This is a genomic window from Methylobacterium sp. Leaf93, assembly GCF_001422345.1.
GTDB lineage: Bacteria > Pseudomonadota > Alphaproteobacteria > Rhizobiales > Beijerinckiaceae > Methylobacterium > Methylobacterium bullatum.
On the sequence record NZ_LMMS01000027.1, the window covers coordinates 80532 to 104571 of the forward strand.

Consider the following 24040-nt stretch of genomic DNA (forward strand, 5'->3'; position numbering starts at 1 on the left):
TGAGAGCGTCGTCATGAGCCTCGCCATCGCGCTGCTGGCGCTCGGATTCCTGATGCTCGTCGCCTATCGCGGCTTCAGCGTCATCCTGTTCGCCCCGGTGGCGGCGCTCCTCGCCGTGCTCCTCACCGATCCCTCCGCCGTGCTGCCGGTCTTCTCCGGCCTGTTCATGGAGAAGATGGTCGGCTTCGTGAAGCTGTACCTGCCGGTCTTCCTCCTCGGCGCGGTGTTCGGCAAGGTCATCGAACTCTCGGGTTTTTCGCGCTCCATCGTCACCGCCGTCATCGATCTCGTGGGCGCGCGCCGGGCCGTGCTCTCCATCGTGCTGGTCTGCAACCTGCTCACCTATGGCGGCGTCTCGCTCTTCGTCGTGGTGTTCGCGGTCTATCCCTTCGCGGCGGAAGCTTTCCGGCTGAGCGAGATCCCCAAGCGCCTCATCCCCGGCACCATCGCGCTCGGCGCTTTCTCCTACACGATGGACGCGCTGCCCGGCACGCCGCAGATCCAGAACATCATTCCCACCACCTTCTTCGGCACCAACACCTGGGCCGCCCCCTGGCTCGGTCTGATCGGCGCCGCCTTCATCCTCGTGGCCGGCGTGGCCTATCTCGACCGGCGCATCGCCTCGGCCAAGGCCAGGGGAGAGGGCTACGGCAGCGGCCACACCAACGAGCCGACGCCCGTCTCCGACGAAGCCCTGGCGCATCCCCTGGTGGCGCTGCTGCCGCTCGTCGTGGTCGGCCTCTCGAACCTCGCCTTCACCGCGCTCATTCCGCGCCTCTACGGGGCGAAGGCCGAGACCATGCTGGCGGGGCTCGACAAGCCCATCGTCACCACGGTCTCGTCGGTCACCGCGATCTGGGCGGTGGAGCTGGCGCTGCTGGCCGGCATCCTTACGGTCTTCGTCTTCGCCTGGAAGCCGGTCTCGAAGAGCTTCGCCGAGGGCAGCCGCGCGGCGGTGGCCGGCTCGCTGCTGGCGGCCATGAACACCGCCTCCGAATACGGGTTCGGCGCGGTCATCGCGGCCCTGCCGGGATTCATCGTCATCCGCGAGGCCCTGTCGGCCATCCCCGACCCGCTGGTGAACGAGGCGGTGACGGTGACGGCGCTGGCCGGCATCACCGGCTCGGCCTCCGGAGGGCTGAGCATCGCCCTCGCCGCCATGTCCTCCACCTTCATCGCAGCGGCACAGGCGGCCCATATCCCCATGGAGGTGCTGCATCGGGTGGCCGCCATGGCGAGCGGCGGCATGGACACCCTGCCCCATAACGGCGCTGTCATCACCCTGCTCTCGGTGACGGGGCTGACACACCGGCAGGCCTATGCCGACATCTTCGCGATCACCGTGCTCAAGACCAGCGCGGTCTTCCTCGTCATCGGGATCTTTTACCTGACCGGGCTGGTGTGAGGCTCGGTCAACGGCATCGCGGTTCCCGATGGCCTGGACTTTCTCAGGGCGCGGGCGGCCAATGCCGCGACATCCGATGCGACGGGAGCCTTCCGATGGATCGTCGAACCTTCCTGACACTCGCGGCCGCCGGTGCCGCATTCCCGCTTGGCACGGACCCGGCCAAGGCGGAATCAGCCAAGGCGGCCCCGCCGGCGGCGCGGAACGTCGTCCTCGTCCACGGCCTCTTCGCCGACGGGTCATGCTGGTCGGAGGTCATCGCACGACTGCAGCGAGCGGGCCTCACGGTCACCTCCGTGCAGAACCCGCTGACCACCCTCGACGAGGCGGTGGCTTCGGTGCGGCGGGTGCTGGCGCGGCAGGATGGTCCCACCGTGCTCGTCGGCCATTCCTTCGCCGGCATGATCGTTTCCGAGGCCGGCACCGATCCGAACGTATCCGCCCTCGTCTACGTGGCGGCCCGGGCGCCGGATGCCGGCGAGGATTACGCGGCCCTGGCACGCACCTTTCCGACGCCCCCCGCCAGCGCCGGCATCGTCTTCGACGGAGAATACGGGCGCCTCGGCGAAGCGGCCTTCCTGCGTGATTTCGCCGGCGACCTTCCCGAGGCGAAGGCGAAGGTGCTTTACGCGGTGCAGCAGCCCTTCGCGAAGGCGCTGCTGGCGGGCAGGACCACCCAGGCGGCCTGGCGATCGAAGCCGAGCTTCTACGCGGTCTCGACGGAGGATCGGACGATCGACCCCGATCTCGAACGCTTCATGGCGAAGAGGATGGGCGCCACGACGATCGAGGTGACGGCGAGCCACCTGTCCCTGATCTCCCAGCCCGACACGATCGCGACGCTGATCCTGAACGCCGCCGGAAGGCCCTGAGGCATCTCGCGGGGTCAGGGCGATGCCACAGCCCGAACTCCCGTTTGCCGACTGCCGGGACCTGTCCTATCGTCCGATGCGGCGGTGCCGGATCATCGCCGGGAGAGGAGAGCTCACCATGGCATTCTTCATCGGGATCGCAGGTCCCTGGCTGGTTATCGCCGTCCTCGACCTCCTGGCGATCCGCCGCGACCTGGAACTGTCGCGGATCCCGTGAAAAGCTTCAGCCTTCCGGCTCCTCGACGATCTTCAAGGTGAGTTGCGTGAACGGCCTGATTTCCCAGGCGATCCCGGCCTTGAACATCATCACCACCCGGCAGCGGTCCATGACCTCGAAGGCGGGAAGGCCTGGCTCGGGCTGGAACACGAGCCCCGCGACGACGGCGGGATCGTAATCGGCGGGCCTGATCCAGACGATCTCTTCCATGGGACGCGGCCCCCTCCTGCGCAGCTGCCGGGGAACGATACCGACCGGCCTGTCTCACGCGAAAGCCGGGCGATGGTCTGCAACGGCCATGCCGCCCGCACTCGCCTCGGGCAAGGCGCCTCGATCGCCGACGTCAGGGCTCGGCTCGGCAGCACTGGGCTTGCCCCTCACAGCGGGCAGCTTATGTCGCGTCCATCGAACAGACGAGGAGAGACGACGATGCCCAAGGCGATCCGGGTCTACGAGTATGGCGAGCCCGAGGTGATGCGCTACGAGGAGGTGGCGGTCGGCGAGCCCGGCCCCGGCCAGATCCGCGTCCGCCAGACGGCCATCGGCGTCAACTTCATCGACATCTACTTCCGCTCGGGTGCCTACAAGGCGGCGCAGCTCCCCTTCACGCCCGGCAAGGAGGGTGCGGGCGTGGTCGCCGCCATCGGCGAGGGCGTCACCGGGTTCCGGGTGGGTGAGCGCGTGGCCTACGGTTCGGCCGAGGGCACCTATGCGGAGGAGGTGGTGATCAATGCCGGCGCCGCCGTGCATCTCGCCGACGGGGTCGACGACGCCACCGCCGCGGCCATGATGCTGAAGGGCCTCACCGCCGAGTATCTCCTGCACCGGACATGCCCGGTGAAGCCGGGCGACACGATCCTGTTCCACGCCGCCGCCGGCGGCGTCGGCCTCATCGCCTGCCAATGGGCCAAGCATATCGGTGCCACCGTCATCGGCACGGTGGGCTCGGCCGAGAAAGCGGAGCTGGCGCGGGCCAATGGCTGCGACCACGTCATCCTCTACCGCGACGAGGATTTCGCCGCGCGGGTGAAGGAGATCACCGGCGGCAAGGGCGTGCGCGTCGTCTATGACGGCGTCGGCAAGGACACCTACCCGGCCTCCCTCGACTGCATCGCCCCGCTGGGGATGTTCGTGAGCTTCGGCTCCGCCTCCGGCCCGATCGAGAACTTCAATCTGGCCCTCCTCGCCCAGAAGGGCTCGCTCTTCGCCACGAGGCCCACGCTGTTCACCCATGCGGGGACGCGGGCCACCCTCGATTCCATGGCCGAGAACCTGTTCGGCGTGGTGGCGAGCGGGGCGGTGAAGATCCCCGTCCATGCGCGGGCGAAGCTCGCCGACGCGGTGCAGGTGCACAAGGACCTGGCCGGACGCCAGACCACGGGCGCCACGATCATGACCCCGTGATCCGGGTATCCCGTGATCCCGTGATCCCGGGATCACCTGACGACAGGAGGAGGCGGATGATGCCCCCAGGCGAGCGTGACCTTCTCCTCGTGGTCGACGTCCAGAACGACTTCCTGCCCGGCGGAGCCCTCGCGGTGCCGGACGGCCATGCGGTGATCGCCCCGATCAACCGCCTCGCCGCCCTGTTCCCGCACGTGGTCCTGACCCAGGACTGGCATCCGCCGGGCCATGTCTCCTTCGCCTCCAGCCATGCGGGGAAATCCCCCTTCGAGACCGTGGACCTCGCCTACGGCCCCCAGATCCTCTGGCCCGACCATTGTGTCGAGGGCTCGCCCGGTGCCCGTTTCTCGTCCGAGCTTCACGTCGATTGGGCCGAACTGGTCATGCGCAAGGGCTATCATGCCCATACCGACAGCTACTCGGCCTTCTTGGAGGCCGATCGGAATACGCGAACGGGGCTCGACGGATACCTGCGCGAGCGCGGGTTCGAACACCTCTATCTCACCGGTCTCGCCACCGATTACTGCGTGTTCTGGAGCGCGCTCGATGCCCGCAAGGCAGGCTTTGCCGTCACCGTCATAGAAGATGCGGTGCGGGGGATCGATATCGACGGATCGGTGGAACGGGCCTGGGCGACCATGCGTGAGGCCGGGATCGAACGGATCACGAGCGGGGCGATCGGGGATGGGTAGAGCCTGAACACGCCGGTGCGCGGTCCTACACCGCGCTCCCGTAGAGGTCGTAGGCGTCGGCCCGCTCGATCTTCACGGTGACGATGTCGCCGACCCGCAACGGCCGGCGCGAGGTGACGTGGACGTTGCCGTCGATCTCGGGCGCGTCGTATTTCGAGCGGCCCTTGGCGATGCCGCCATTGGCCTCGTCGATGATGACGGGCAGGCGCTTGCCCACGCGCGCCTTCTGCAGGCGGGCCGAGACACCCTGCTGCGCCTCCATGAAGCGGCGCTTGCGCTCGGCCTTGAGTTCCGGCGGGACGAGATCGCCGAGTCCGTTGGCCACCGCGCCGCCCACGGGCTCGTATTCGAAACAGCCGACGCGCTCGAGCTTGGCTTCTCGGATCCAGGTCAACAGCTCTTCGAACTCGGCCTCGGTCTCGCCTGGGAATCCGACGATGAAGGTCGAGCGGATGGCGAGATCCGGGCAGATCTCGCGCCAGCGCCGGATGCGCTCGAGCTGTTTCTCCTGGTTGCCCGGCCGGCGCATGCGCTTGAGCACGGACGGGCTGGCATGCTGCAGCGGCATGTCGAGATAGGGAAGGATCTTGCCCTCGGCCATCAGCGGGATGACGTCGTCCACGTGCGGGTAGGGATAGACGTAATGCATCCGCACCCAGGCACCGAGCTCGCCGAGTTCGGCGGAGAGATCGTAGAACTTCGCCCGCACCTCGCGGTCGCGCCAGGGGCTCGTGGCGTAGCGGATATCGACGCCGTAGGCGCTCGTGTCCTGCGAGACCACCAGCAATTCCTTGACGCCGGCTTTGACCAGCTTCTCGGCCTCGCGCAGCACGTCGCCCGCCGGCCGGCTGACGAGGTCGCCGCGTAAAGACGGGATGATGCAGAAGGTGCAGCGGTTGTTGCAGCCCTCGGAGATCTTCAGATAGGCGTAATGGCGTGGGGTGAGCTTCACCCCCTGGGGCGGCACCAGATCGAGGAACGGGTCGTGCGCCGGGGGCACCGCCTCGTGCACGGCGGCCACCACCGATTCGTAGGCCTGGGGGCCGGTCACCGCGAGGAGGTTCGGATATTTCTCGCGAATTTCCTCGGGCTGCGCGCCCATGCAGCCGGTGACGATGACGCGCCCGTTCTCGGCCATGGCCTCGCCGATGGCCGAAAGCGATTCGGCCTTGGCCGAATCGAGGAAGCCGCAGGTGTTGACGATGACCACGTCCGCCCCGTCATGCCGGCGGGCGAGCTCGTAGCCTTCCGCCCGCAGATGCGTGAGGATGCGCTCGGAATCCACCAGCGCCTTGGGGCAGCCGAGGGAGACGAACGAGATCTTGGGCGCGGCTTTCGCCGGGGTCGGAACAGGTACGGTCATGGTCGCTCGTCGGTCGCGGCCGAGGAAAACTCGACCGGCCGTGATTCCGGTGGCTGTGATTGTCGTGGCGGAGGGTGCCGGGTTGCGGTCTCCCTATACGCCCATCCTCGCGCGGTTGCGAGGGCGGCGGTTCCGGGCACCATGCCGACAGCCTGCACGGCCCATGCAGCCCGCGCGGCTTCCGTCGAACGGCGACCCGTGTCACCTGTGGCGCGTTATCAGGAAACCATGCCGCAGGAGGGGCCCGTGTCCCAGCCCGCGCGAAGCTCTTAAGTCCGACAGCATCATGTGGACCCGCGAGATCCCCTTCATCGATCCCGTCGCGGCGGCGGAGGCGTTCTCGTCCCTGCCGGGGCTGGCCTTCCTCGACAGCGCCATGCGCCACGAGACCCTGGGACGCGTCTCGATCGTGGCCGCAGACCCGTTCGGGCGGTTCCGCTACGCGAACGGCCGCGCGACTCTGGACGGACACCCGCTCGAGGGGTCCGGCCTGGATGCCCTGCGCGCCTGCCTCGCGCCCTACCGGCTGGCGGGCGACGAGGGAACCGGCTTTCCCGGCGGGGCCATCGGCTATGTCGCCTACGATCTCGGCGCGCGCCTGGAACGGGTGACGCCGCCGGCCCGCCGCGCCGGCCTCACCGACGACATCGCCTTCAATTTCTACGACACGATCCTGTCCATCGACCATGACAGCTGCACCTGCCGGCTCATCGCCACCGGCTTTCCGGAACTCACGGAATCCGCCCGCGCCGACAGGGCACGGGCGCGGCTCGACCGTTTCGCGGAGCTGCTGGCCGCCGGTAGCCCTCGGCCGAGGGCAGAGGCGCCGGCGCTCGCCTGGCGCTCCAACTTCACCAGTGCCTCCTACGAGGCCGCTGTGGAGACGGTCCGCGACTACATTCGGGCCGGTGACATCTACCAGGCCAACATCGCCCAGCGCTTCGAGGCGGCACTGCCGCCGGGCTTCGACGCCTTCTCGCTCTATCACCGCCTGCGCGAGACCAACCCGGCGACCTTCGGCGCCTACCTGTCCTTCGACGCCCTCACCATCGCGTCGAGCAGCCCCGAGCGCTTCATGAAGCTGCAGGGCCGGGCGGTGGAGACACGGCCGATCAAGGGCACCGTGCGCCGGGTGGAGGATCCCGCCGAGGACCGGGCTCTGGGCGAAGCGCTCCAGGCCAACGTCAAGGAGCGGGCCGAGAACATCATGATCGTCGATCTCCTGCGCAACGACCTCTCGCGCATCTGCGAGCCGCACAGCGTCAAGGTGCCGGTCCTGTGCGGTCTCGAATCCTACGCCTCGGTCCATCACCTCGTCTCGGTGGTGACCGGGACCCTGCGCCATGGGCTCGACGCCATCGACCTGATCGCCGCCACCTTTCCCGGCGGCTCGATCACCGGGGCGCCGAAACTGCGCGCCATGGACATCATCACGGAGATCGAGGGCGATGCCCGCGAGCTCTATTGCGGCGCCATCGGTGCCATCGGGTTCGACGGGTCGCTCGACACCTCCATCGCCATCCGCACCGTGTTCATGGACGAGGCCCGCGCCGTGCTCCAGGCCGGGGGAGGGGTGACGCTCCTCTCCGACCCGGCCGCCGAATACGAGGAGACCCTGACCAAGGCGGCGCGGGTCTTCGCCGCCTTCGAGCCCGACCGGAACGAGGGCGGGACACCATGATCCTCGTTGTCGACAATTACGATTCCTTCGTCTTCAACGTGGTGCGCTACGTGGAGGAGCTCGGCCAGGAGGTGAGGGTGCTGCGCAACGACGCCGTCGACGTCGCCGGCATCCGCGCGCTCGCCCCCGAGGCGCTGATCCTCTCGCCCGGCCCCTGCACCCCCAACGAGGCCGGCGTGACCCTGCCCGCCATCGAGGCCCTGTCCGGCGAGATCCCGATCCTCGGCGTCTGCCTCGGCCACCAGGCCATCGGCGCGGCCTTCGGCGGCCGGGTCGAGCGGGCGGCGCGGCCGCTCCACGGCCAGGCGACGGCGATCCGGCATGGCGGGTCCGGCCTGTTCGCGGGCCTGCCCGACCCGATGCAGGTGGGCCGCTACCATTCCCTCATCGTCACGCCCCAGCCCGGCATGGACGAATCCCTCGTTATCGACGCCGTGTCGGGGGAGGGCGAGGTGATGGCCCTGTCGCACCGGCGCCACCCGACGATGGGCGTGCAGTTCCACCCGGAATCGGTGCTGACCGAGAACGGCCACGCGGTGTTCGGCAACTTCCTCGATCTGGCGCGCCGGTGGCGGGAGAGCCGCGATGCTGTGGTTTGACGGCGCCCTCCACGAGGGCAGCCGTCACGGTTTCGACCTCGCCGACCGGGGCCTGACCCTCGGGGACGGCCTCTTCGACACGGCCCTCTGCCTCGGCGGCCGCCTCGCCTTCCATGAGGCGCATCTCGCCCGGCTCGCCGCCTCGGCCGGGGATCTGGGCTTTGCCATCGACCGGGAGGCGGTGGGGGAGGCGATGCGCCTCGTGGCCGCTGCCATCGGCGACGGCGCGCTCCGCACCACGATCACCCGCGGCTCCGGCCCGCGCGGCCTCGCCCCGCCGGAGCCGGCCCGGCCGGTCTGGTGGATCACCGCCGCGCCGCGCCGGGCGGGATCGGGGTTCGCGCCGGTCTCGCTGTCTCCGAGCGAGATCCGCCGCAACGAGACCTCGCCGGCCGCGAGGATCAAGACGCTGGGCTATCTCGACGCCATCCTCGCCGCCCGCGAGGCGAGGGCGCGGGGATTCGACGAGGCCCTGTTCCTCAACACCAAAGGCCACCTCGCCTGCGCCGGGACCGGCAACCTGTTCGCAATCCTGGACGGGCGCCTCGTCACCCCGCCCCTGTCGGACGGCGTGCTGCCCGGCATCGTCCGCGCGCAGGTTCTCGGCTTGGCGCAATCCCTCGGCATCGGGACCACGGAACGCTCCCTCGCCCTCGAGGAGGTCCTGGCCGCCGAGGCGGTGCTCATGACCAATTCCCTGCGCGGCCTGTCCCCCGTCACGGCGATCGGGACGACGGCGTTTCCCGGCGGGCACGAAGCCGTCGCCGCGTTGAGCCACGGGCTCCGCCGTCTCATCGCCGAGGAATGCGGCGTCGCGCCGGAAGTGGCGTGAGGCCGGAGACCATCACGACGGAGGCCCCAATGCACAGCCGCTTGCTCTCGCGGCTCGGCCTCGCCGCGCTCTATGGCGGAATCGGCCTCCTCCACCTCGCGGCCACCGACAGCTTCCTGCCGATCATGCCCGATTGGGTGCCCTGGCCGAGGCAGGTCGTCATCCTGACGGGTCTCTACGAACTCGCCTGCGTGGCGGGCCTGTTCGTCGCGCGCACCCGCCGCGCCGCCGGCTACGCCCTGGCCGCCTACGCGATCTGCGTGTTCCCGGCCAACATCAAGCACGCGGTCGAGGGGATCTCCGTTCCCGGCCTACCCGACAGCTGGTGGTATCACGGCCCCCGCCTCGCCCTGCAGCCGGTTCTGGTCTGGTGGGCGCTCCACGCCACGCGGATCGTCGATTGGCCGTTCGGGCGGCGGTAGAGCGCGGGCGGCCGAACGGACCGAAGCCTGCCGGCGATCAGGCTTCCGAACGCTTCACCCGCTGCCAGGCGGCCTCCATGGCGGGAAGATCGGCCTCTTCCAGGCTTGTCCCATCCTTCGCGATCAAAGCCGCCATGGCGTGGAAGCGCCGCTCGAACTTGATATTCCCTCTTTTCAAAGAATATTCCGGGTCTATTCCGGAATGCCGGGCGAGATTCACCACCGCGAAGAGCAGGTCGCCGATCTCCTCGGCGAGGTGATCCGGGTCGTCCCGCCCGAGCGCGTCGGCGACCTCGTCCACCTCCTCGCGGATCTTGGCGATGACCGAGGCCGCGTCGGGCCAGTCGAATCCGTGCCGCGCCGCGTTGCGGCTGATCTTCTCGGCCCGGGTGAGGGCGGGCAGGGCCTTGGCGACGGAGCCGAGAAGGTCGCCCCCGGCGTGTTCGGACGGTCCCGTCTTCTCCGACCGCTCCGCTGCTTTCGAGGCGGTCCAATTGGCGTCGAGCTGCGCCAGGCTCAGGCGCTCGGGACCGTCCGCCAGCGGCGACCCATCCGCCTCGAACACATGCGGATGCCGCCGGATCAGCTTGGCGCAGATCGTCCGGACCACGTCGTCGAAGGCGAAGCTCCCGGCCTCCTCGGCGACCCGCGCCTGGAACACGACCTGGAGCAGGAGGTCGCCGAGTTCGCCTTTCAGCTCGTCGAGATCGCCGCGCTCAATGGCGTCCACCACCTCGTAGGCTTCCTCCAGCGTGTAAGGCGCGAGGGTTTCGAGGGTCTGGACCTGGTCCCAGGCGCAGCCCCGTTCGGGATCGCGCAGCGCCGCCATCAATCGCAGCAGGGTCTCGATCGGCGAGTCGGATGTCACGGGTTCACCACGCTTGGGAAATCGGAGGATCGGGGAGAAGCGGAAGCGAGTGTCGGACCAGGGTTAGGCCACGCGGCGGGGTTCCCTCAACCCGCTGTCGCAAGGTGCGCGGTCCATCCTCGTCTGTGCCGAACCTGTGGACCGGGAGAGGAGGAATCCTGGAAATTCCAAGATATCGATCAAAAAACCGTGCCGTCCGGCAAAACGAACGATCCACCGGGCCCTTAGGAAAGATATCAGTAACCTCTTTTTAGAGAGTCAGTTCAGCAAGTTATATGGGACGGCGAATTCGCGTGATCGTCCCGTGGGTTGAGCCCCTTTCGCGTATCGAACTCTGCGCGGGGACGTATCGAACTCTGCGTGGCTCCGTATCGGATTCTGCGCTGTCGCGGCCCAGATCCGTATGGGATTCTGCGCCGATCCGTATGGAATTCTGCGGGGAGAACGGGGTTTGCCGGTGAAGTATGGGGATAGAACGGAATTCCGGCCCGTATCGAACTCTGCGTAGGCGCCGGAACGGCCAGGTGGCGGTCTCTTCCGGTGGCGGGATCGCCGAACGGGTGCGGCGCATCCCCCGGTTGCCGGCTTTCGTGGCCGGGCCCGTGGATTGTCGGGATAAGATCCGGCCCCGGCGACTCCTGGCCTCGGAATCGTGCGATGGCGGACGTTCAGTGACGAGAGCCGCCGGTATCGATGACAGCCATGGGGATCGAGGAGAAGCTCGCCCAGATCCGTGATCCCGACCTCTTGGAGGAGGTCGAGGCCGGCCGCGGCAGCTTCCTGTTCGGAAGCATCGTCGAGCACATCCTCCACCGGCAGCGTGCCCGCGACGCCGAGGCCTCGATCCTGCGCGAGGCCGCCGACATGCGCGGCGCCATGCCCCGCGACCGGCGCCGGCGCGACATGGTGCGCGAGGTCATCGAGAACGAACCGACCCTGCCGGAGAACCTGCAGCACATCCACAGCGTGCTGGCCCTGTGCGGCCTGCCTTATCGCGATCCGGGCGATGCCCGCGAGTTCTTCCGGGAATACGGCCGCAACTCCCTCAGCCTGCTGGCCGGTCGCCTCAAGAACCCGGTCAATGGCGAGATGGAGTTCCAGGGCCTGCCCTACGGCCCCAAGGCCCGCCTCGTCCTGCTGCATCTCTGCACCGAGGCGGTGCGCCAGCGCAGCCCCACCATCACGGTGGCCGACAGCCTGTCGGGCTTCATGAAGGAGATGGGATTTTCCGTCACCGGCGGCGAGCGCGGCACGATCCGGCAGTTCAAGGAACAGCTCAACCGGCTCGCCGCCTGCACCCTGCAGATCGGCCTCTGGGACGGCAGCGACAAGGCCAGCACCCTTAACGTGCCGCCCTTCCGCCAGCTCGACCTCTGGCTCTCGCACGGATCGGGGGAGGGGCAGGTCTGGTCGAAGACCGTCCAGTTCCACCAGGATTTCTACGACAACCTGATCCAGCACGCCCTGCCGGTGGATATCCGCGCGGCCCGCGCCTTCGCCGGATCGGCCCGCAAGCTCGATCTCCTGTTCTGGCTCGGCTACCGCCTGCGCGTCCTGCAGCGCCCGCTGCGGCTGACCTGGGCCAATCTGCACAGCCAGTTCGGCGCTGACAATGCCAGCATCCGCAGCTTCCGGCAGGCGTTCAAGGCCGATCTGGCCCATATGCAGGAGGTCTTCCCGAAACTGCCCGTCTCCCTCGACGAGGCCGGCATGATGCTCCAGCCCGCCCATCCCAGCGCCCTGCTGGTGCCGCCCAGGCTCGGTGGGGCGAAGGCGGGCGCATCCAAGGCCGGTGCGGCACGGCGCGCTCTCGCGGGCTGAGGCATCTTCCAAATATCCGTTTGGAATATTCCATTATGATGCGTCTTCTGCTAGATATTCCATAATTGGAATATTCCAGAGGTGCCACCATGTTCCTGACGGAAGCCGAGGCCGAGGCGCGCCTCTCCGACCTCTATCGTGAACGGTCCCGCATCGAGCGGGTCATCGCCGACCTCACGCTCTTCCTCGATATCGGCCGGCGGATATCCGTGCCCGTCCGAGGAGCAGTGGACGGGCGGCGCGATCCGGCCCCGGTCGCCCCGTCGCCGGATACGGTAAGCGAAGAGCCTGCCGGTGAATCCGGCGGCGACCGGTCGCAGGCCCGGCGCGAGGGCCGTCTCCTCATGGAGGCGGCCTCCGAGATCCTCGAGGAGGCGGGCCGTCCCCTCCATGCCGCCGAGATCCTGGAGGGACTGACCCTGCGCGGCCTGTCGGTCCCCGGCATCGACCCGGTGGCCGCCCTCAACACCCGGCTCTGGAAGCGCTCGGGACCCGACGGTCCGTTCCAGCGTCTCGGCGACGCGGTCTATGCCCTCGCCTCCGGGCCCGATGACGCATGAGGCTCAGAACCGCCCGTTCCCGGTGATCCCCGCGATGATCTCTTCGCGGGCGGCGCGCGAGGCGGCGAATCGCGCGCGGGCGGCCGCCACCACCTCGGGCGAGGCCGTGCCGGGATGGCCCGCCGAGAAGGGCGGGGCCGGCGCGTATTCGAGGGCCAGCTGGATCGTCTCGGCCTCGATCCGACCCGCGAGCTCGGCCACCGCCGCGAGGGCGAAATCGAGGCCGGCCGTGACGCCGCCTCCGGTGATGATCCGTCCGTCGCGCACGATCCGCTCGTCGACCGGGATCGCCCCGAACGCGGCCAGCAGGTCGAGGGCGCCCCAATGGGTCGTCGCGCGCTTCCCCCGCAGCAGGCCCGCCGCCCCGAGGATGAGGGCGCCGGTGCAGACCGAGGTGACGAGGATCGGCCGCTCGGCCTGGGCGCGCACGAAATCGAGCACGGGCGCGTGCGTCATCAGGGCGTTCACGCCGATCCCGCCCGGAATGCACAGGAGGTCGAGGGGCGGGCAGGCGGTAAGATCCGTCGTGGGCGTCAGCGGCAATCCGGTGGCGCTGACGATGGTGGCGCGGTCGAGGCCGACGAGATGGACGCGCGCCCCCGGCAGCGAGGCGAAGACCTCGTAGGGCGCGGTGAGGTCGAGCTGCTGCACGCCCTCGAAGGTCAGGAGGCCGATCTCGAAGCGGATCTCGGTCTGGGACATGGCAAGGGTCTCCGGGAGGGGGGGCGGCAACGGAAAGTCCGCGACTGGACAGGTGCGACGATACCGGCGCAGGTTGCCGGCCGACATGACCAAAAACCCTCCTATCCTGCCAAACCGCCCGCTTCTGGAGCCGCCCCTAGCCGGGGCGATCATCACCGTGGCGATCTTGGCCTATCCCGGGGTGCAACTCCTCGATGTGGCCGGTCCGCTCCAGGTCTTTGCCACCGCCAACGACCTTTTCGTCGATGCCGGCCGGCCATCCCCTTATCGCGTCAGCGTCGTCGCCGAGCGCGCCGGCTCCGTCGCCACCTCGTCGGGCCTCGCGCTGACGGCCGAGGGGCTGGTTCCGGATACCGGCTCCATCGACACGCTGATCGTCGCCGGCGGGCGAGGGGTTCAGGCCCAGCTCGACAATGCCGACCTTCGGAGCTGGCTGCGCGCGCGGGCCGCCCGGTCGCGCCGCGTCGCCTCGGTCTGCACCGGCGCCTTCCTCCTCGGGGCGGCGGGCCTCCTCGACGGCCGCCGGGTGGTCACCCACTGGACCCGTTGCGATGCCCTCCGGGCTCTCTATCCGGCGGCGAGGGTCGAGGCCGACCCGATCTTCATCCGTGACGGCGGGCTCTGGACCTCGGCCGGAGTCACCGCCGGCATCGATCTCGCGCTCGCCCTGGTGGAGGCCGATCTCGGGCGGGAGATGTCCCTGGCCGTGGCGCGTCACCTCGTCGTGTTCCTCAAGCGGCCCGGCGGGCAGGCCCAGTTCAGCGCCGCCCTCTCGCTCCAGGCCGGCGACGACCGGTTCGGCCGCCTCCATGCCTGGATCGGCGAGAACCTCGCCGCCGATCTGACGATCCCCGCCCTGGCCGACCGGGCCGGGATGAGCCCGCGCAGCTTCGCCCGGCATTACCGCGCCGCGACGGGCCGCAGCCCGGCCGAGGCGATGGAGGGCATCCGCTTCGAGGCCGCCCGCCGGCTGCTGGAGGAAACCGACCTGCCGCTGAAGCGCATCGCCGAACGCTGTGGCTTTGGTGCGGAGGAGACCCTGCGCCGGGTCTTCCTGCGCCGGATCGCGACGACGCCCGGCGATTACCGCCGTCGTTTCGCTGCTTTTGCGTGATCCTGGCAGCCCTCCTCCGATGCGGGCGAATTTGACTTTCCCGGCCGCATCATCGACACCGCCGCCCGTCGCGGCATCGACCGATCGTCAAGGGCTGCCCGTCGGCCCGGAGCCGCCCCATGTCCGCCCCATTGCGTCCCGTCTCATGAAAATTGCCGATGCCGGACATGCCGTCCCGCCCGGCGCCGAATCGGGCTTCCTCGACAGGCTGATCGAGGCGGCCTCGGCGAGCCATGCCCGCGCCTGCGCCCTGCTCCTGGCTCTCTGCCTCGTCTGTTTCCTGCCGGGCTTCGTCTCGCTCCAGCCGATGGACCGCGACGAGCCGCGCTTCGCCCAGGCGTCGAAGCAGATGATCGAGACCGGCGACATCGTCGACATCCGATTCCAGGGCGAGGCACGCCACAAGAAGCCAGTGGGGATCTACTGGGCACAGGCCGCGGTGGTGAAGGGGGCCGAGGCCCTGGGGGTCGACCGGGCCCGCACCACCATCGCGCTCTACCGCGTGCCCTCGCTGATCGGCGCGCTGCTGGCGAGCCTGTTCACCTATTGGGCGGCCCTCGCCTTCCTGCCGCGCCGGGGGGCGCTCGTCGCCGCCGCTCTGTTCTCGGCCTGCATCATGATCTCGGCGGAGGCGCGCCTCGCCAAGACGGACGCCATCCTCACCGCCTGCTCGGTCGCCGCGATGGGCGCGCTGGCGCGGGTCTGGCTCGGCCGGATCACGCCCGGACGGACGCGGGGCCGGCCCGATCTCACGACCGTGCTGGTGTTCTGGCTGGCCATGGCGATCGGCATCCTGATCAAGGGGCCGATGGTGCCCCTCTTCGTCGGGCTCGCCGCGCTCGCGCTGTCGCTGAAGGAGCGGTCCGGCCGCTGGCTCATGGACCTGCGTCCCGGCCTCGGCCTCGGGCTGACCCTGGCCATCGTCGCCCCCTGGTTCGTCGCCATCGCGTGGAAGAGCGGCGGCGCGTTCTTTGGCGAGGCGGTGGGTCGCGACATGCTCGGCAAGGTGGGGGGAGCCGCCGAGAAGCACGGCGCGCCGCCCGGCACCTATCTGGCGGTGTTCTTCGCCACCTTCTGGCCGGGGGCCGCCTTCGCGGCGCTGAGCGCGCCCTTCGCCTTCGCCAACCGGCGCGACGATGCAATCGCGTTCCTCCTCGCCTGGATCGTGCCCGCCTGGATCGTGTTCGAGGCCGTACCGACCAAGCTGCCGCACTACGTCCTGCCGCTGATGCCGGCCGTGGCGATCCTCACCCTCCTGGCCGTGGCGCGCGGCGCCCTCGATCCGGGCCGGCGGGGAGCCAGGGCCGTGGCCGCCCTGGTGGTGCTGATCCCCGTCGGCCTGACCTTCGGCCTCGTCGGGGTGGCCTGGACCTTCGACCACGTGATCCCCGTCGCCGGGCTGCCGCTGTTGCTGGCCTCCTGCGCCGCCGCGATCCTCGCTGTCGTCCTGTTCGCGCGCCGCCTGCCCGAACGGGCGCTGGCCTGCGCCATCCTGGCCTCGGCCCTTCTCTCGCCGGCGGTGTTCGGCCTGACCCAGCCGGTGCTCGCGGCGCTGAAGGTCTCGCCGCGCCTCGCCACCCTCCGCGACGGGCTGCCCTGCGCCGCCCCGAAGGTCGGCAGCCTCGGCTACCGCGAGCCGAGCCTCGTCTTCCTCATCGGGACCGATCTCGCCATGCTGAATACCGGGGCCGAGGCGGCGGAGTTCCTGGCAGGGGGCGGCTGCCGCCTCGTCTTCGTCACCGAGCCGTTCCTGGACGAGTTCCGGCGGGCGGAAACAAGCGTTAAGGCTGCCCCGGTGGGCCGGGTCTCCGGCTTCAACATCAACAGCGGCCGGCGGATCGACCTCTCGGCCTATGCGGTGACCCCGTGACCCAAACCGACACAGCCCCCTCCACCCGCTTGTCCATCGTCGTCCCGGTGAAGAACGAGGCCGGCAATGTCGAGAGCCTCGTCACCGAGATCGAGCGCGCCTGCTCGGCCCTGTCCCCGTTCGAGGTGATCTATGTCGATGACGGCTCCACCGACGCCACGGGGGCGATCCTCGCGGATCTGCGCCGTACCCGGCCCTGGCTGCGCGTGGTCCGCCATGCCCGCAGCGGCGGGCAATCGGCCGCGATCCGCAGCGGCGTCGCCGTGGCGCGGGGCGCCCTCATCGCCACCCTCGACGGCGACGGCCAGAACGACCCCGCCTTCATCCCCGCCTTGGTAGCGGCCCTGGAGGAGGGCGGCCGGAGCACGGGCCTGGCCCAGGGCCAGCGCGTCGGCCGCAAGGACGGGCGCCTGAAGAGCCTGCAATCGCGCATCGCCAACGGCGTGCGCGGCCGCATCCTCAAGGACGACACCCGCGATACCGGCTGCGGCATGAAGGTGTTCCGGCGCGAGGTCTACCGGGCGCTGCCCTATTTCGATGCGCTGCACCGCTTCATGCCGGCCCTCGTTGCCCGCGAGGGCTACCGCGTGGTCCATGCCGATGTGGTCGACCGGCCGCGCTTTACCGGGCGCTCCAATTACGGCCTGTTCGATCGGCTCTGGGTCGGGCTCCTCGATCTCGCGGGGGTGTGGTGGCTGATCCGCCGCAAGCGGCCCTCGCCCGAGGCGGTGGAGGTCGTGCTCGTCACGGACAGGGAGGCCTGACTCATGCTGATGCAGCTTTCGGAAGACCTGGGCGGCTACGCCTATGACATCTTCGTCACCAAGTTCGACGGCTGGCTCGTCTTCGGCATCCTGGCCCAGGTGGTGTTCGGCGCCCGCTTCATCCTGCAATGGCTGGCGAGCGAGAAGGCCGGCCGCAGCGTCATGCCGCTCTCGTTCTGGTTCCTCTCCATCGCGGGCGGGCTGATGACCCTGGTCTACGGGCTGGTGCGGCGCGAGCCGGTCATCATCTTCGGGCAGGCCCTCTCGACGGGCATCTATCTCCGCAACGTTGCGCTGATCCTGAAAGAAAAGCGCCGGAAGCCCGGGACGGATGCCGTTCCGTGACGTCCACGGTATGACTCCCCCGACGATTCCGCTGCCGGATTTCTTCGACGATCTCGACGCCAGCCTGGCCCATCTCTGGCGGCTTCTGGAGGACGGGCCGAGGCTGCGCCGCAACGCGTTCCACATGCCGGCTCTCGCCACGGTGGATGCCGACGGCTGCCCGCAGGTGCGCACCATCGTCCTGCGCGAGGCCGAGCGGCAGACCGGGATCCTGCGCTTCCATTGCGACCGCCGGTCCCGCAAGGCGGCCGAGATTGCCGCCTCCGGTCGGGCCGCGCTGCACGGCTACGATTCGGCGAGCAAGGTCCAGATCCGGGTCTCGGGCCCGGCCACGCTTCATACCGACGATGCCCTGGCGGATGCCGCCTGGGACGGGTCGATGACGATGAGCCGGGTCTGCTACGGCGTGGCGCCGGGGCCCGGAACCGAACTCGCGTCGGGCGAAGGCTATACCCTGCCGGAGACCGACGCAGCCATCGCCGCCGGCCGGCCGAATTTCTGCGCGGTTCAGGTGAGTGCCACCCGGCTCGAATTCCTGTTCCTCGACCGGCGGGGACACCGGCGCGCCGCCTGGAAGCGGGACGGCGACGGCTGGGCGGGGACCTGGCTGGCGCCGTGAAAAACCCTCCTCCCCACAAAGAGGAGGGAGGTGCTCATCCCATCGCCGCGCGCAATCGTGCGAACCCCGCATCGAGATCGGCCTGCAAATCCGAAATCTCCTCGAGGCCGATATGGAAGCGCAAGCCCGGTCCGCCCGGCTCCCAGCGCGTGGCGGTGCGGTAGGTCCGGCAATCGAACGGGATGACGAGGCTCTCGAAGCCGCCCCAGGAAAAGCCCATCCCGAACAATTCGAGCCCGTCGAGCATCGCCGCCACGGCGTTCGCCGGAGCCGGTTTGAGGACAACTCCGAACAGGCCGGACGACCCGGAGAAGTCCCGCTTCCAGATGGCGTGGCCGGGATCCTCCGGCAGGGCCGGATGGAGCACCCGCAGCACCTCCGGCCGCGCCTGCATCCAGCGCGCCATGGCGAGGCCCTGGCGCTCGTGCTCGCGCAGGCGCAGGTTCATGGTGCGCAGACCGCGCAGCGCCAGGAACGCATCCTCCGGCCCGGCGCACATGGCGAAATGCTCGAAGGTGCGGTGGAGCGCCGGCCAGTATCGCTCGTTGGCCGAGGTGAGGCCGAGGAGCAGGTCCGAGCCGCCGCTGAGATATTTGGTCCCCGCCTCCACGGCGATGTCGACGCCCCGCTCATGCGGCGGGAAGAACAGTGGCGTCGCCCAGGTGTTGTCCATGATGACGGCGGCACCGTGCGCATGGGCGACCTCCGCGATGGCCGGCACGTCCTGCATCTCGAAGCTCTGCGAGCCCGGCGCCTCCACCAGCACCGCTTTCGTATTCGCGCGCATCAACTCGCCGATGCCGGCGCCGACGAGGGGATCGTAATAGGTCACCTCCACGCCGAAGCGTTTCAGCACGCCGTCGCAGAAGATGCGGGTGGGGCGGTAGGCGCTGTCGGTGACGAGGAGATGGTCGCCCGCGCTCACCACGCTCATCAGGGCGACCGTGAGGGCGGCGAGGCCGGACGGCGTCAGCACCGTGCCCGCCGCTCCGGCGAGCTCGCTCCAGGCTTGGGTGAGCGAATCCATCGTCGGCGAGCCGCTGGTGCCGTAATCGTAGCGCCCGCGCCGGTGCTGCAGGTCGTCATAGGTCGGGAACAGCACCGTCGAGCCGCGATAGATCGGCGTGTTGACGAAGCCATGCTGCGCGGAGGGGTCGCGCCCCGCATGGACGAGGCGTGTGGCCGGGCCGAAGCGGGCGGGATCGCGGGGAGGGGTGTTCGACATGGAAACCCGTATGCGGGGAGGGCGGTTGCGCCGCAACCTCAGCCTCGCGGGAGACGATGCGTCAACCTCGCGCTGGCCACGCCCACCGTCATTCCGGGTTGTCGAAGGCGAGCCCGGACCCGAAGGGGCGCGCCAGCGGCGCGCAATCCGGAACCATGGCGGATGCCGGAACACGTACTGCTTCACCCAGGTGACCGCGATCCATCCTCGCAACGTCTACGCGTCTGGATCCCGGGCTCCGCTGCGCGGCCCCGGGATGACGATGGTGAAGGCGGCGGCTTGACCACGGCGGCCGATCCTCTGCAATGCGCGGATGCGACTGGTTTCGATCCCGCTCCTTGCCATCCTCACCGCGTCTCCTGCCCTTGCCGAAGGCACCCTCGCCCAGGTGAAGGCGCGGGGGCATCTTGTCTGCGGCGTCAGCGGCGGGGTCGCGGGGTTCAGCATTCCGGACAGCCAGGGCCAGTGGCGCGGGCTCGACGTGGATTTCTGCCGGGCGCTGGCGGCGGCGATCTTCGACGATCCGGCCAAGGTGCGGTTCATCCCGCAATCCTCGGCCGCGCGCTTCACCGCCCTGCAATCGGGCGAGATCGACGTCCTGTCGCGCAACACCACCTGGACCCTGTCGCGCGACACCGCCGCCATGAACTTCCCGGTCATCACCTTCTACGACGGGCAGGGGTTCCTGGTGCGCAAGTCCCTCGCCCTCACGTCGGTGAAACAGCTCGACCGGGCGACGATCTGCCTGCAGCAGGGCACCACCACCGAGCTCAACCTCGCCGACTGGTTCCGAACGTGGGGGCTGACCTACAAGGTCGTCACCTTCGCCAATAGCGAGCAGACGCTGGGTGCCTACGAATCCGGCCGCTGCGACGCCTATTCCACCGACAAGTCCTCCCTCTACGGCGAGCGCCTGAAGACGGCGCATCCGGACGAGCACGTCATCCTCGACGAGGCGATCTCGAAGGAGCCGTTCGCCCCCGGCGTGCGCCAGGGCGACGACCAGTGGCGCGATCTCGTCGCTTGGACCCATTACGCCATGATCGACGCCGAGGAGGCGGGCATCACGCAGGCCAATGTCGAGGAGATGCGCCGGTCGGCGCTCAGCCCCGACGTGAAGCGCATTCTCGGCCTCGAGGGCAAATACGGCGAGGGCCTCGGGCTCACCACCGACTGGGCCTACCGGATCGTCCGTCATGTGGGCAATTACGGCGACGCGTTCGAGCGCAATGTCGGTGCGCAGACACCGCTGAAGATCCCGCGCGGCCTGAATGCCCTCTGGAACCAGGGCGGCCTGCAATACGGGCCTCCGATCCGGTGAGGGGGGTGTGGGAGCAAGACCCTCCCCCCTTCGCGGGGGAGGGTGCCCGCGGAGCGGGCGGGAGAGGGGCTGGCACAGGTCTTTCCGGAGAGGGCGCTCCCCTCACCCGACCTTCGCTGACGCGAAGGCCACCCTCTCCCGCAGAGGGGAGAGGGGCCGCGTGCGGAGGATGCCGTCATGGCTGAATCCCGAAAGAGCTCCCTTCGCGCCCTCGCGCTCCAGATCGTCCTTGCGCTCGCCGTCGCCGGCCTCGTCTATCTCGCTGCCGGCAATGCCGCGCAGAAGCTCGCGAAACAGGGCATCGTCGCCGGGTTCGGCTTCCTGTCGCGCAATGCCGGGTTCGACATCAGCCAGCGGCTGATCCCCTACGCGGCGGCGACCTCGACCTATCTCGACGCGTTCCTGGTGGGGCTCTGCAACACGCTGCTCGCTGCGGCGCTGGGCATCGTGCTCGCCACGCTGATCGGCTTCGTGGTGGGCATCGCCCGGCTCTCGCCGAACCTCCTCGCGCGCGGGCTGGCCTCCGCCTATGTCGAGGCAATCCGCAACGTGCCGCTGCTGCTGCAGCTCCTGGTCTGGTACGTGGCCGTGCGGGTCGCGCTGCCCTCGGCCGAGGCCCCGGCGAGCCTGGGGGGCGCCTTCGTCTCGCAGCGCGGCCTCGTCCTGCCCGCCCCCGAATTCTCGGGGAGCGCTTGGCTGGTGCCGATCGCTTTCCTCGCCGGCCTCGCCGCCCTGTCGCTCCTGCGACGGCGTGCGCGCCGCGCGGCGGAGGCCGGGCGGCCCCCGGTCCGGGTCTGGCTGCCGGGCCTCGCCCTGCCGGTCCTCCTGCCGGGTCTCGCCTGGATCGGGCTGGCGCTGGCAGGCCATCCGGTCGCGGTCGATTGGCCGGCGCGCGGCCCCTACGATGTCGAGGGCGGCCTGCCGATCCTGCCGGAATTCGCCGCCCTGGTCCTCGGGCTCTCCACCTACACCGCCGCCTTCATCGCGGAGATCGTGCGGGCGGGCCTTTCCAGCGTGGCGCGGGGGCAGGGGGAGGCGGCCTCCGCCTTGGGGTTGAGCCGGGGCCAAAGCTTGCGTCTCGTGGTGGTTCCGCAGGCGATGCGGGCGATCGTGCCGCCGCTCACCAGCCAGTATCTCAACGTCACCAAGAACTCGTCGCTGGCCGTGCTGATCGGTTATCCCGATCTCGTCCACGTCTTCATGGGCACCGTGCTTAACCAGACCAACCAAGCGGTGGAGGTGGTGGCGATCACCATGGCGGTCTACCTCACGCTCAGCCTCGCCACGGCCTTCCTGATGAACCTCTACAATCGCCGCGTGACCATGGTGGAGCGCTGAGGATGGGGCGATTCGTCCGCGCCGATCTCGTCGCCTCGCGCCCGCCGCCCGCCACCGTCGGCGGACCGCTCGGCTGGCTGCGCCGGAACCTGTTCTCGAGCCCGGCCAACGGGCTCACCACCCTGCTGATCCTGGGATTGCTCGCCTGGCTGCTGCCCATCGCGATCCGCTTCCTCGTCATCGATGCGGTCTGGACCGGGGCGTCGGGGGATGCCTGCCGGCCGGAGGTGGCGGGGCGGCCGGTGGGGGCCTGCTGGGCCTTCATCGCCGACAAGATCAACTACCTCGCCTACGGCTCTTACCCCGCGCCGGAGCGCTGGCGCCCGAACCTCGCCGTCGCGCTGCTCGCCCTCGCCGCGGGATGGATGCTCTGGCTCGGGGCGCCCCGGCGCGATCTCGGCGCGCTCTTCGCCTTCCTGGTCTTCCCGGTCGTCGCCTACCTGCTCCTCTCGGGCGCGCCGTCGCTCGGCCTCCCCTCGGTGGCGACGGGCCTGTGGGGCGGCTTCCTCGTCACCGTGGTGGTGGCCACGGTGGGCATCGTCGTCTCCTTGCCGCTCGGCATCCTGCTGGCGCTGGGGCGGCGCTCGACCCTGCCGGTGGTGCGCGTGCTCTCCACCGCCTTCATCGAGTTCTGGCGCGGGGTGCCGCTGATCACGGTGCTGTTCATGGCCAACGTGATGCTGCCCCTGTTCCTGCCCGGCGACATCACCGTGGACCGCCTGCTGCGGCCCCTCGTCGGCATCGCCCTCTTCGCCTCCGCCTACATGGCCGAGGTGGTGCGCGGCGGGCTGCAGACCGTGCCGAAGGGGCAGGCCGAAGCGGCGGCGGCGCTCGGCCTCGGCCGGGGCCAGGCGCTGCGCCTCGTCATCCTGCCCCAGGCCCTGAAGGTGGCGCTGCCCGGCATCGTCAACACGATGATCGGCCTGTTCAAGGACACCACCCTGGTCTCCATCGTCGGCATCAGCGATTTCATCCGCGTGCTGGAAGCCTCGCGCGCCGATCCGCGCTGGTCGGCCGCCACCATCCCGGCCACCGCCTACATCTTCGCCGCCCTCGTCTATTTCGCCGTCTGCTTCGGCATGGCGCGCTATGCCGGGTTCATCGAGCGCCGCCTCGCGGCGGGAGAGAGACGATGACGAGTGAATCCTTGAAGGCACCGCAGACCTCCCCCGCCGTCGCGCTCTCCGGCGTCAACAAGTGGTTCGGCGCCCACCACGTCCTGCGCGACGTCGACCTCACGGTGGCGAAGGCCGAGAAGATCGTGATCTGTGGCCCTTCGGGCTCGGGCAAATCGACCCTGATCCGCTGCGTCAACGGACTCGAGGCGCACCAGCAGGGCACGATCCGGGTGGACGGGACCGAACTCACCGGGGCGCAGGCCAGCGTGGACGCCGTGCGCCGCGAGGTCGGCATGGTGTTCCAGCACTTCAACCTGTTCGCCCATCTCACCGTGCTGGATAATTGTACGCTCGCCCCCATCCACGTGAAGCGGATGGGCCGGGCGGCGGCCGAGAAACTCGCGATGGGCTATCTCGAGCGCGTCCACATCCCGCAGCTGGCGGGGAAATTTCCCGGCCAGCTCTCGGGCGGGCAGCAGCAGCGAGTGGCGATCGCCCGCGCTTTGTGCATGAGCCCAAAGGTGATGTTGTTCGACGAGCCGACCTCGGCGCTGGACCCGGAAATGGTCAAGGAGGTGCTCGACACCATGGCCGAGCTGGCGCGCGGCGGCATGACCATGCTCTGCGTCACCCACGAGATGGGCTTCGCCCGCGAGGTCGCCGACCGCGTGGTGTTCATGGACGAGGGCCAGGTCATCGAGGTGGCGCCGCCGGCCGAGTTCTTCGACAGGCCGCGCCACGCCCGCACCCAGGCCTTCCTCAGCCAGATCCTGTGACCGCCTCCCGCCTGCGACGGCAGGAAGGGTCAGAAAATGGCACGGTCGGGCCGGACGGCGATGCTCGGGTTCGTTAACGGCCTTGGTTTAAAAGCGGTATTCAAGGTGTTGA

Annotated in this window: 24 protein-coding genes; 19 read left to right on the plus strand and 5 right to left on the minus strand. The window is 69.4% G+C overall.

Annotated elements, in window-relative coordinates; genetic code table 11:
• Positions 1 to 13 precede the first annotated feature (13 nt).
• Positions 14 to 1405, plus strand: coding sequence for a GntP family permease (locus ASF26_RS16310; protein WP_056256050.1), 1392 nt, complete (start codon positions 14 to 16; stop codon positions 1403 to 1405).
• A 95-nt stretch (positions 1406 to 1500) separates the two neighbouring features.
• A complete protein-coding gene (locus ASF26_RS16315) occupies positions 1501 to 2277 on the plus strand; it encodes an alpha/beta hydrolase (protein ID WP_156463023.1) in 777 nt (258 codons plus the stop codon).
• Between the two features lie 223 nt (positions 2278 to 2500).
• Here ASF26_RS16315 and ASF26_RS16320 read toward each other — a convergent pair whose 3' ends face one another.
• On the minus strand, positions 2501 to 2704 hold the full coding sequence (locus ASF26_RS16320; protein WP_018043697.1) for a hypothetical protein: 204 nt from the start codon (positions 2702 to 2704) through the stop codon (positions 2501 to 2503).
• Between the two features lie 219 nt (positions 2705 to 2923).
• On the opposite strand from ASF26_RS16320, the gene ASF26_RS16325 reads away from it, so the two are divergent.
• Together ASF26_RS16325 and pncA are read left to right on the plus strand one after the other, a co-directional pair.
• A complete protein-coding gene (locus tag ASF26_RS16325; RefSeq protein WP_056149687.1) occupies positions 2924 to 3898 on the plus strand; it encodes a quinone oxidoreductase in 975 nt (324 codons plus the stop codon).
• A gap of 56 nt (positions 3899 to 3954) precedes the next feature.
• Positions 3955 to 4590: a bifunctional nicotinamidase/pyrazinamidase gene (gene pncA / locus ASF26_RS16330; RefSeq protein WP_156463024.1), complete on the plus strand. Its 636-nt coding sequence runs from the start codon at positions 3955 to 3957 to the stop codon at positions 4588 to 4590.
• A 25-nt stretch (positions 4591 to 4615) separates the two neighbouring features.
• Here the strand turns inward: pncA and rimO are convergent, their stop codons facing one another.
• Positions 4616 to 5953 carry a 30S ribosomal protein S12 methylthiotransferase RimO gene (gene rimO, locus ASF26_RS16335; RefSeq protein WP_056256053.1) on the minus strand — a complete coding sequence of 446 codons (1338 nt, stop codon included), beginning with the start codon at positions 5951 to 5953 and terminating at the stop codon, positions 4616 to 4618.
• Positions 5954 to 6239: 286 nt separating this feature from the next.
• Between rimO and pabB the strand changes: the two genes are divergently transcribed.
• From pabB to ASF26_RS16355, 4 genes are read left to right on the plus strand one after another with little or no spacing between them, the layout of a single operon-like run.
• Positions 6240 to 7634, plus strand: coding sequence for an aminodeoxychorismate synthase component I (gene pabB, locus ASF26_RS16340; RefSeq protein WP_056256056.1), 1395 nt, complete (start codon positions 6240 to 6242; stop codon positions 7632 to 7634).
• A complete protein-coding gene (locus ASF26_RS16345; protein WP_056256059.1) occupies positions 7631 to 8233 on the plus strand; it encodes an aminodeoxychorismate/anthranilate synthase component II in 603 nt (200 codons plus the stop codon). Before pabB ends, ASF26_RS16345 begins: the two co-directional genes overlap by 4 nt.
• Positions 8220 to 9065 carry an aminodeoxychorismate lyase gene (locus ASF26_RS16350; RefSeq protein WP_056256063.1) on the plus strand — a complete coding sequence of 282 codons (846 nt, stop codon included), beginning with the start codon at positions 8220 to 8222 and terminating at the stop codon, positions 9063 to 9065. The genes ASF26_RS16345 and ASF26_RS16350 overlap by 14 nt, the downstream gene beginning before the upstream one ends.
• 29 nt (positions 9066 to 9094) lie before the next feature.
• Entirely contained in the window at positions 9095 to 9487 is a 393-nt protein-coding gene (locus tag ASF26_RS16355; protein ID WP_056256066.1) for a DoxX family protein, read from the plus strand.
• A gap of 37 nt (positions 9488 to 9524) precedes the next feature.
• Here ASF26_RS16355 and mazG read toward each other — a convergent pair whose 3' ends face one another.
• A complete protein-coding gene (gene mazG / locus ASF26_RS16360) occupies positions 9525 to 10355 on the minus strand; it encodes a nucleoside triphosphate pyrophosphohydrolase (RefSeq protein ID WP_082477679.1) in 831 nt (276 codons plus the stop codon).
• A gap of 702 nt (positions 10356 to 11057) precedes the next feature.
• On the opposite strand from mazG, the gene ASF26_RS16365 reads away from it, so the two are divergent.
• Complete coding sequence (locus ASF26_RS16365) at positions 11058 to 12176, plus strand: replication protein RepA (RefSeq protein ID WP_056149677.1); 1119 nt, start codon at positions 11058 to 11060, stop codon at positions 12174 to 12176.
• Positions 12177 to 12265: 89 nt separating this feature from the next.
• Positions 12266 to 12736: a winged helix-turn-helix domain-containing protein gene (locus ASF26_RS16370; protein WP_056256071.1), complete on the plus strand. Its 471-nt coding sequence runs from the start codon at positions 12266 to 12268 to the stop codon at positions 12734 to 12736.
• Positions 12737 to 12739: 3 nt separating this feature from the next.
• Here ASF26_RS16370 and ASF26_RS16375 read toward each other — a convergent pair whose 3' ends face one another.
• Positions 12740 to 13438, minus strand: a complete 699-nt coding sequence (locus ASF26_RS16375; protein WP_056256078.1) for a DJ-1/PfpI family protein — start codon at positions 13436 to 13438, stop codon at positions 12740 to 12742.
• An 85-nt stretch (positions 13439 to 13523) separates the two neighbouring features.
• On the opposite strand from ASF26_RS16375, the gene ASF26_RS16380 reads away from it, so the two are divergent.
• The 5 genes from ASF26_RS16380 to ASF26_RS16400 all read left to right on the plus strand — a co-directional run bounded on the left by ASF26_RS16380 (position 13524) and on the right by ASF26_RS16400 (position 18150).
• Positions 13524 to 14552 carry a GlxA family transcriptional regulator gene (locus tag ASF26_RS16380; RefSeq protein ID WP_244475965.1) on the plus strand — a complete coding sequence of 343 codons (1029 nt, stop codon included), beginning with the start codon at positions 13524 to 13526 and terminating at the stop codon, positions 14550 to 14552.
• Positions 14553 to 14697: 145 nt separating this feature from the next.
• The gene (locus ASF26_RS16385) at positions 14698 to 16422 is read left to right on the plus strand and encodes a glycosyltransferase family 39 protein (RefSeq protein ID WP_056256081.1); all 1725 of its coding nucleotides are present in this window, start codon (positions 14698 to 14700) and stop codon (positions 16420 to 16422) included.
• Positions 16419 to 17186 (plus strand): glycosyltransferase family 2 protein, encoded by a 768-nt coding sequence (locus ASF26_RS16390; protein WP_056256084.1) that lies wholly within the window; start codon positions 16419 to 16421, stop codon positions 17184 to 17186. The genes ASF26_RS16385 and ASF26_RS16390 overlap by 4 nt, the downstream gene beginning before the upstream one ends.
• Positions 17187 to 17189: 3 nt before the next feature.
• Positions 17190 to 17531, plus strand: a complete 342-nt coding sequence (locus ASF26_RS16395) for a lipid-A-disaccharide synthase N-terminal domain-containing protein (RefSeq protein ID WP_056256089.1) — start codon at positions 17190 to 17192, stop codon at positions 17529 to 17531.
• On the plus strand, positions 17518 to 18150 hold the full coding sequence (locus ASF26_RS16400) for a pyridoxamine 5'-phosphate oxidase family protein (RefSeq protein WP_082477680.1): 633 nt from the start codon (positions 17518 to 17520) through the stop codon (positions 18148 to 18150). The genes ASF26_RS16395 and ASF26_RS16400 overlap by 14 nt, the downstream gene beginning before the upstream one ends.
• A 34-nt stretch (positions 18151 to 18184) precedes the next feature.
• On the opposite strand, the gene metC is transcribed toward ASF26_RS16400, so the two are convergent.
• The gene (gene metC / locus ASF26_RS16405; RefSeq protein ID WP_056256095.1) at positions 18185 to 19375 is read right to left on the minus strand and encodes a cystathionine beta-lyase; all 1191 of its coding nucleotides are present in this window, start codon (positions 19373 to 19375) and stop codon (positions 18185 to 18187) included.
• A gap of 313 nt (positions 19376 to 19688) precedes the next feature.
• On the opposite strand from metC, the gene ASF26_RS16410 reads away from it, so the two are divergent.
• The 4 genes from ASF26_RS16410 (at position 19689) to ASF26_RS16425 (ending at position 23928) form a co-directional block, all read left to right on the plus strand.
• Positions 19689 to 20696 carry an amino acid ABC transporter substrate-binding protein gene (locus ASF26_RS16410; protein WP_056256098.1) on the plus strand — a complete coding sequence of 336 codons (1008 nt, stop codon included), beginning with the start codon at positions 19689 to 19691 and terminating at the stop codon, positions 20694 to 20696.
• A gap of 177 nt (positions 20697 to 20873) precedes the next feature.
• Entirely contained in the window at positions 20874 to 22034 is a 1161-nt protein-coding gene (locus ASF26_RS16415) for an ABC transporter permease subunit (RefSeq protein ID WP_056256101.1), read from the plus strand.
• A gap of 2 nt (positions 22035 to 22036) precedes the next feature.
• Positions 22037 to 23170 (plus strand): amino acid ABC transporter permease, encoded by a 1134-nt coding sequence (locus ASF26_RS16420; protein ID WP_056256105.1) that lies wholly within the window; start codon positions 22037 to 22039, stop codon positions 23168 to 23170.
• Positions 23167 to 23928, plus strand: a complete 762-nt coding sequence (locus tag ASF26_RS16425) for an amino acid ABC transporter ATP-binding protein (RefSeq protein WP_056256109.1) — start codon at positions 23167 to 23169, stop codon at positions 23926 to 23928. The genes ASF26_RS16420 and ASF26_RS16425 overlap by 4 nt, the downstream gene beginning before the upstream one ends.
• The last annotated feature ends 112 nt before the right edge of the window (positions 23929 to 24040 follow it).

Coding starts and splice junctions, on each gene's coding strand:
- ASF26_RS16310 (WP_056256050.1), top strand. CDS start 14: ATGAGCCTCGCCATCGCGCTGCTGGCGCTCGGATTCCTGATGCTCGTC.
- ASF26_RS16315 (WP_156463023.1), top strand. CDS start 1,501: ATGGATCGTCGAACCTTCCTGACACTCGCGGCCGCCGGTGCCGCATTC.
- ASF26_RS16320 (WP_018043697.1), bottom strand. CDS start 2,704: ATGGAAGAGATCGTCTGGATCAGGCCCGCCGATTACGATCCCGCCGTC.
- ASF26_RS16325 (WP_056149687.1), top strand. CDS start 2,924: ATGCCCAAGGCGATCCGGGTCTACGAGTATGGCGAGCCCGAGGTGATG.
- pncA (WP_156463024.1), top strand. CDS start 3,955: ATGATGCCCCCAGGCGAGCGTGACCTTCTCCTCGTGGTCGACGTCCAG.
- rimO (WP_056256053.1), bottom strand. CDS start 5,953: ATGACCGTACCTGTTCCGACCCCGGCGAAAGCCGCGCCCAAGATCTCG.
- pabB (WP_056256056.1), top strand. CDS start 6,240: ATGTGGACCCGCGAGATCCCCTTCATCGATCCCGTCGCGGCGGCGGAG.
- ASF26_RS16345 (WP_056256059.1), top strand. CDS start 7,631: ATGATCCTCGTTGTCGACAATTACGATTCCTTCGTCTTCAACGTGGTG.
- ASF26_RS16350 (WP_056256063.1), top strand. CDS start 8,220: ATGCTGTGGTTTGACGGCGCCCTCCACGAGGGCAGCCGTCACGGTTTC.
- ASF26_RS16355 (WP_056256066.1), top strand. CDS start 9,095: ATGCACAGCCGCTTGCTCTCGCGGCTCGGCCTCGCCGCGCTCTATGGC.
- ASF26_RS16365 (WP_056149677.1), top strand. CDS start 11,058: ATGGGGATCGAGGAGAAGCTCGCCCAGATCCGTGATCCCGACCTCTTG.
- ASF26_RS16370 (WP_056256071.1), top strand. CDS start 12,266: ATGTTCCTGACGGAAGCCGAGGCCGAGGCGCGCCTCTCCGACCTCTAT.
- ASF26_RS16375 (WP_056256078.1), bottom strand. CDS start 13,438: ATGTCCCAGACCGAGATCCGCTTCGAGATCGGCCTCCTGACCTTCGAG.
- ASF26_RS16380 (WP_244475965.1), top strand. CDS start 13,524: ATGACCAAAAACCCTCCTATCCTGCCAAACCGCCCGCTTCTGGAGCCG.
- ASF26_RS16385 (WP_056256081.1), top strand. CDS start 14,698: ATGAAAATTGCCGATGCCGGACATGCCGTCCCGCCCGGCGCCGAATCG.
- ASF26_RS16395 (WP_056256089.1), top strand. CDS start 17,190: ATGCTGATGCAGCTTTCGGAAGACCTGGGCGGCTACGCCTATGACATC.
- ASF26_RS16400 (WP_082477680.1), top strand. CDS start 17,518: ATGCCGTTCCGTGACGTCCACGGTATGACTCCCCCGACGATTCCGCTG.
- metC (WP_056256095.1), bottom strand. CDS start 19,375: ATGTCGAACACCCCTCCCCGCGATCCCGCCCGCTTCGGCCCGGCCACA.
- ASF26_RS16410 (WP_056256098.1), top strand. CDS start 19,689: ATGCGACTGGTTTCGATCCCGCTCCTTGCCATCCTCACCGCGTCTCCT.
- ASF26_RS16415 (WP_056256101.1), top strand. CDS start 20,874: ATGGCTGAATCCCGAAAGAGCTCCCTTCGCGCCCTCGCGCTCCAGATC.
- ASF26_RS16420 (WP_056256105.1), top strand. CDS start 22,037: ATGGGGCGATTCGTCCGCGCCGATCTCGTCGCCTCGCGCCCGCCGCCC.
- ASF26_RS16425 (WP_056256109.1), top strand. CDS start 23,167: ATGACGAGTGAATCCTTGAAGGCACCGCAGACCTCCCCCGCCGTCGCG.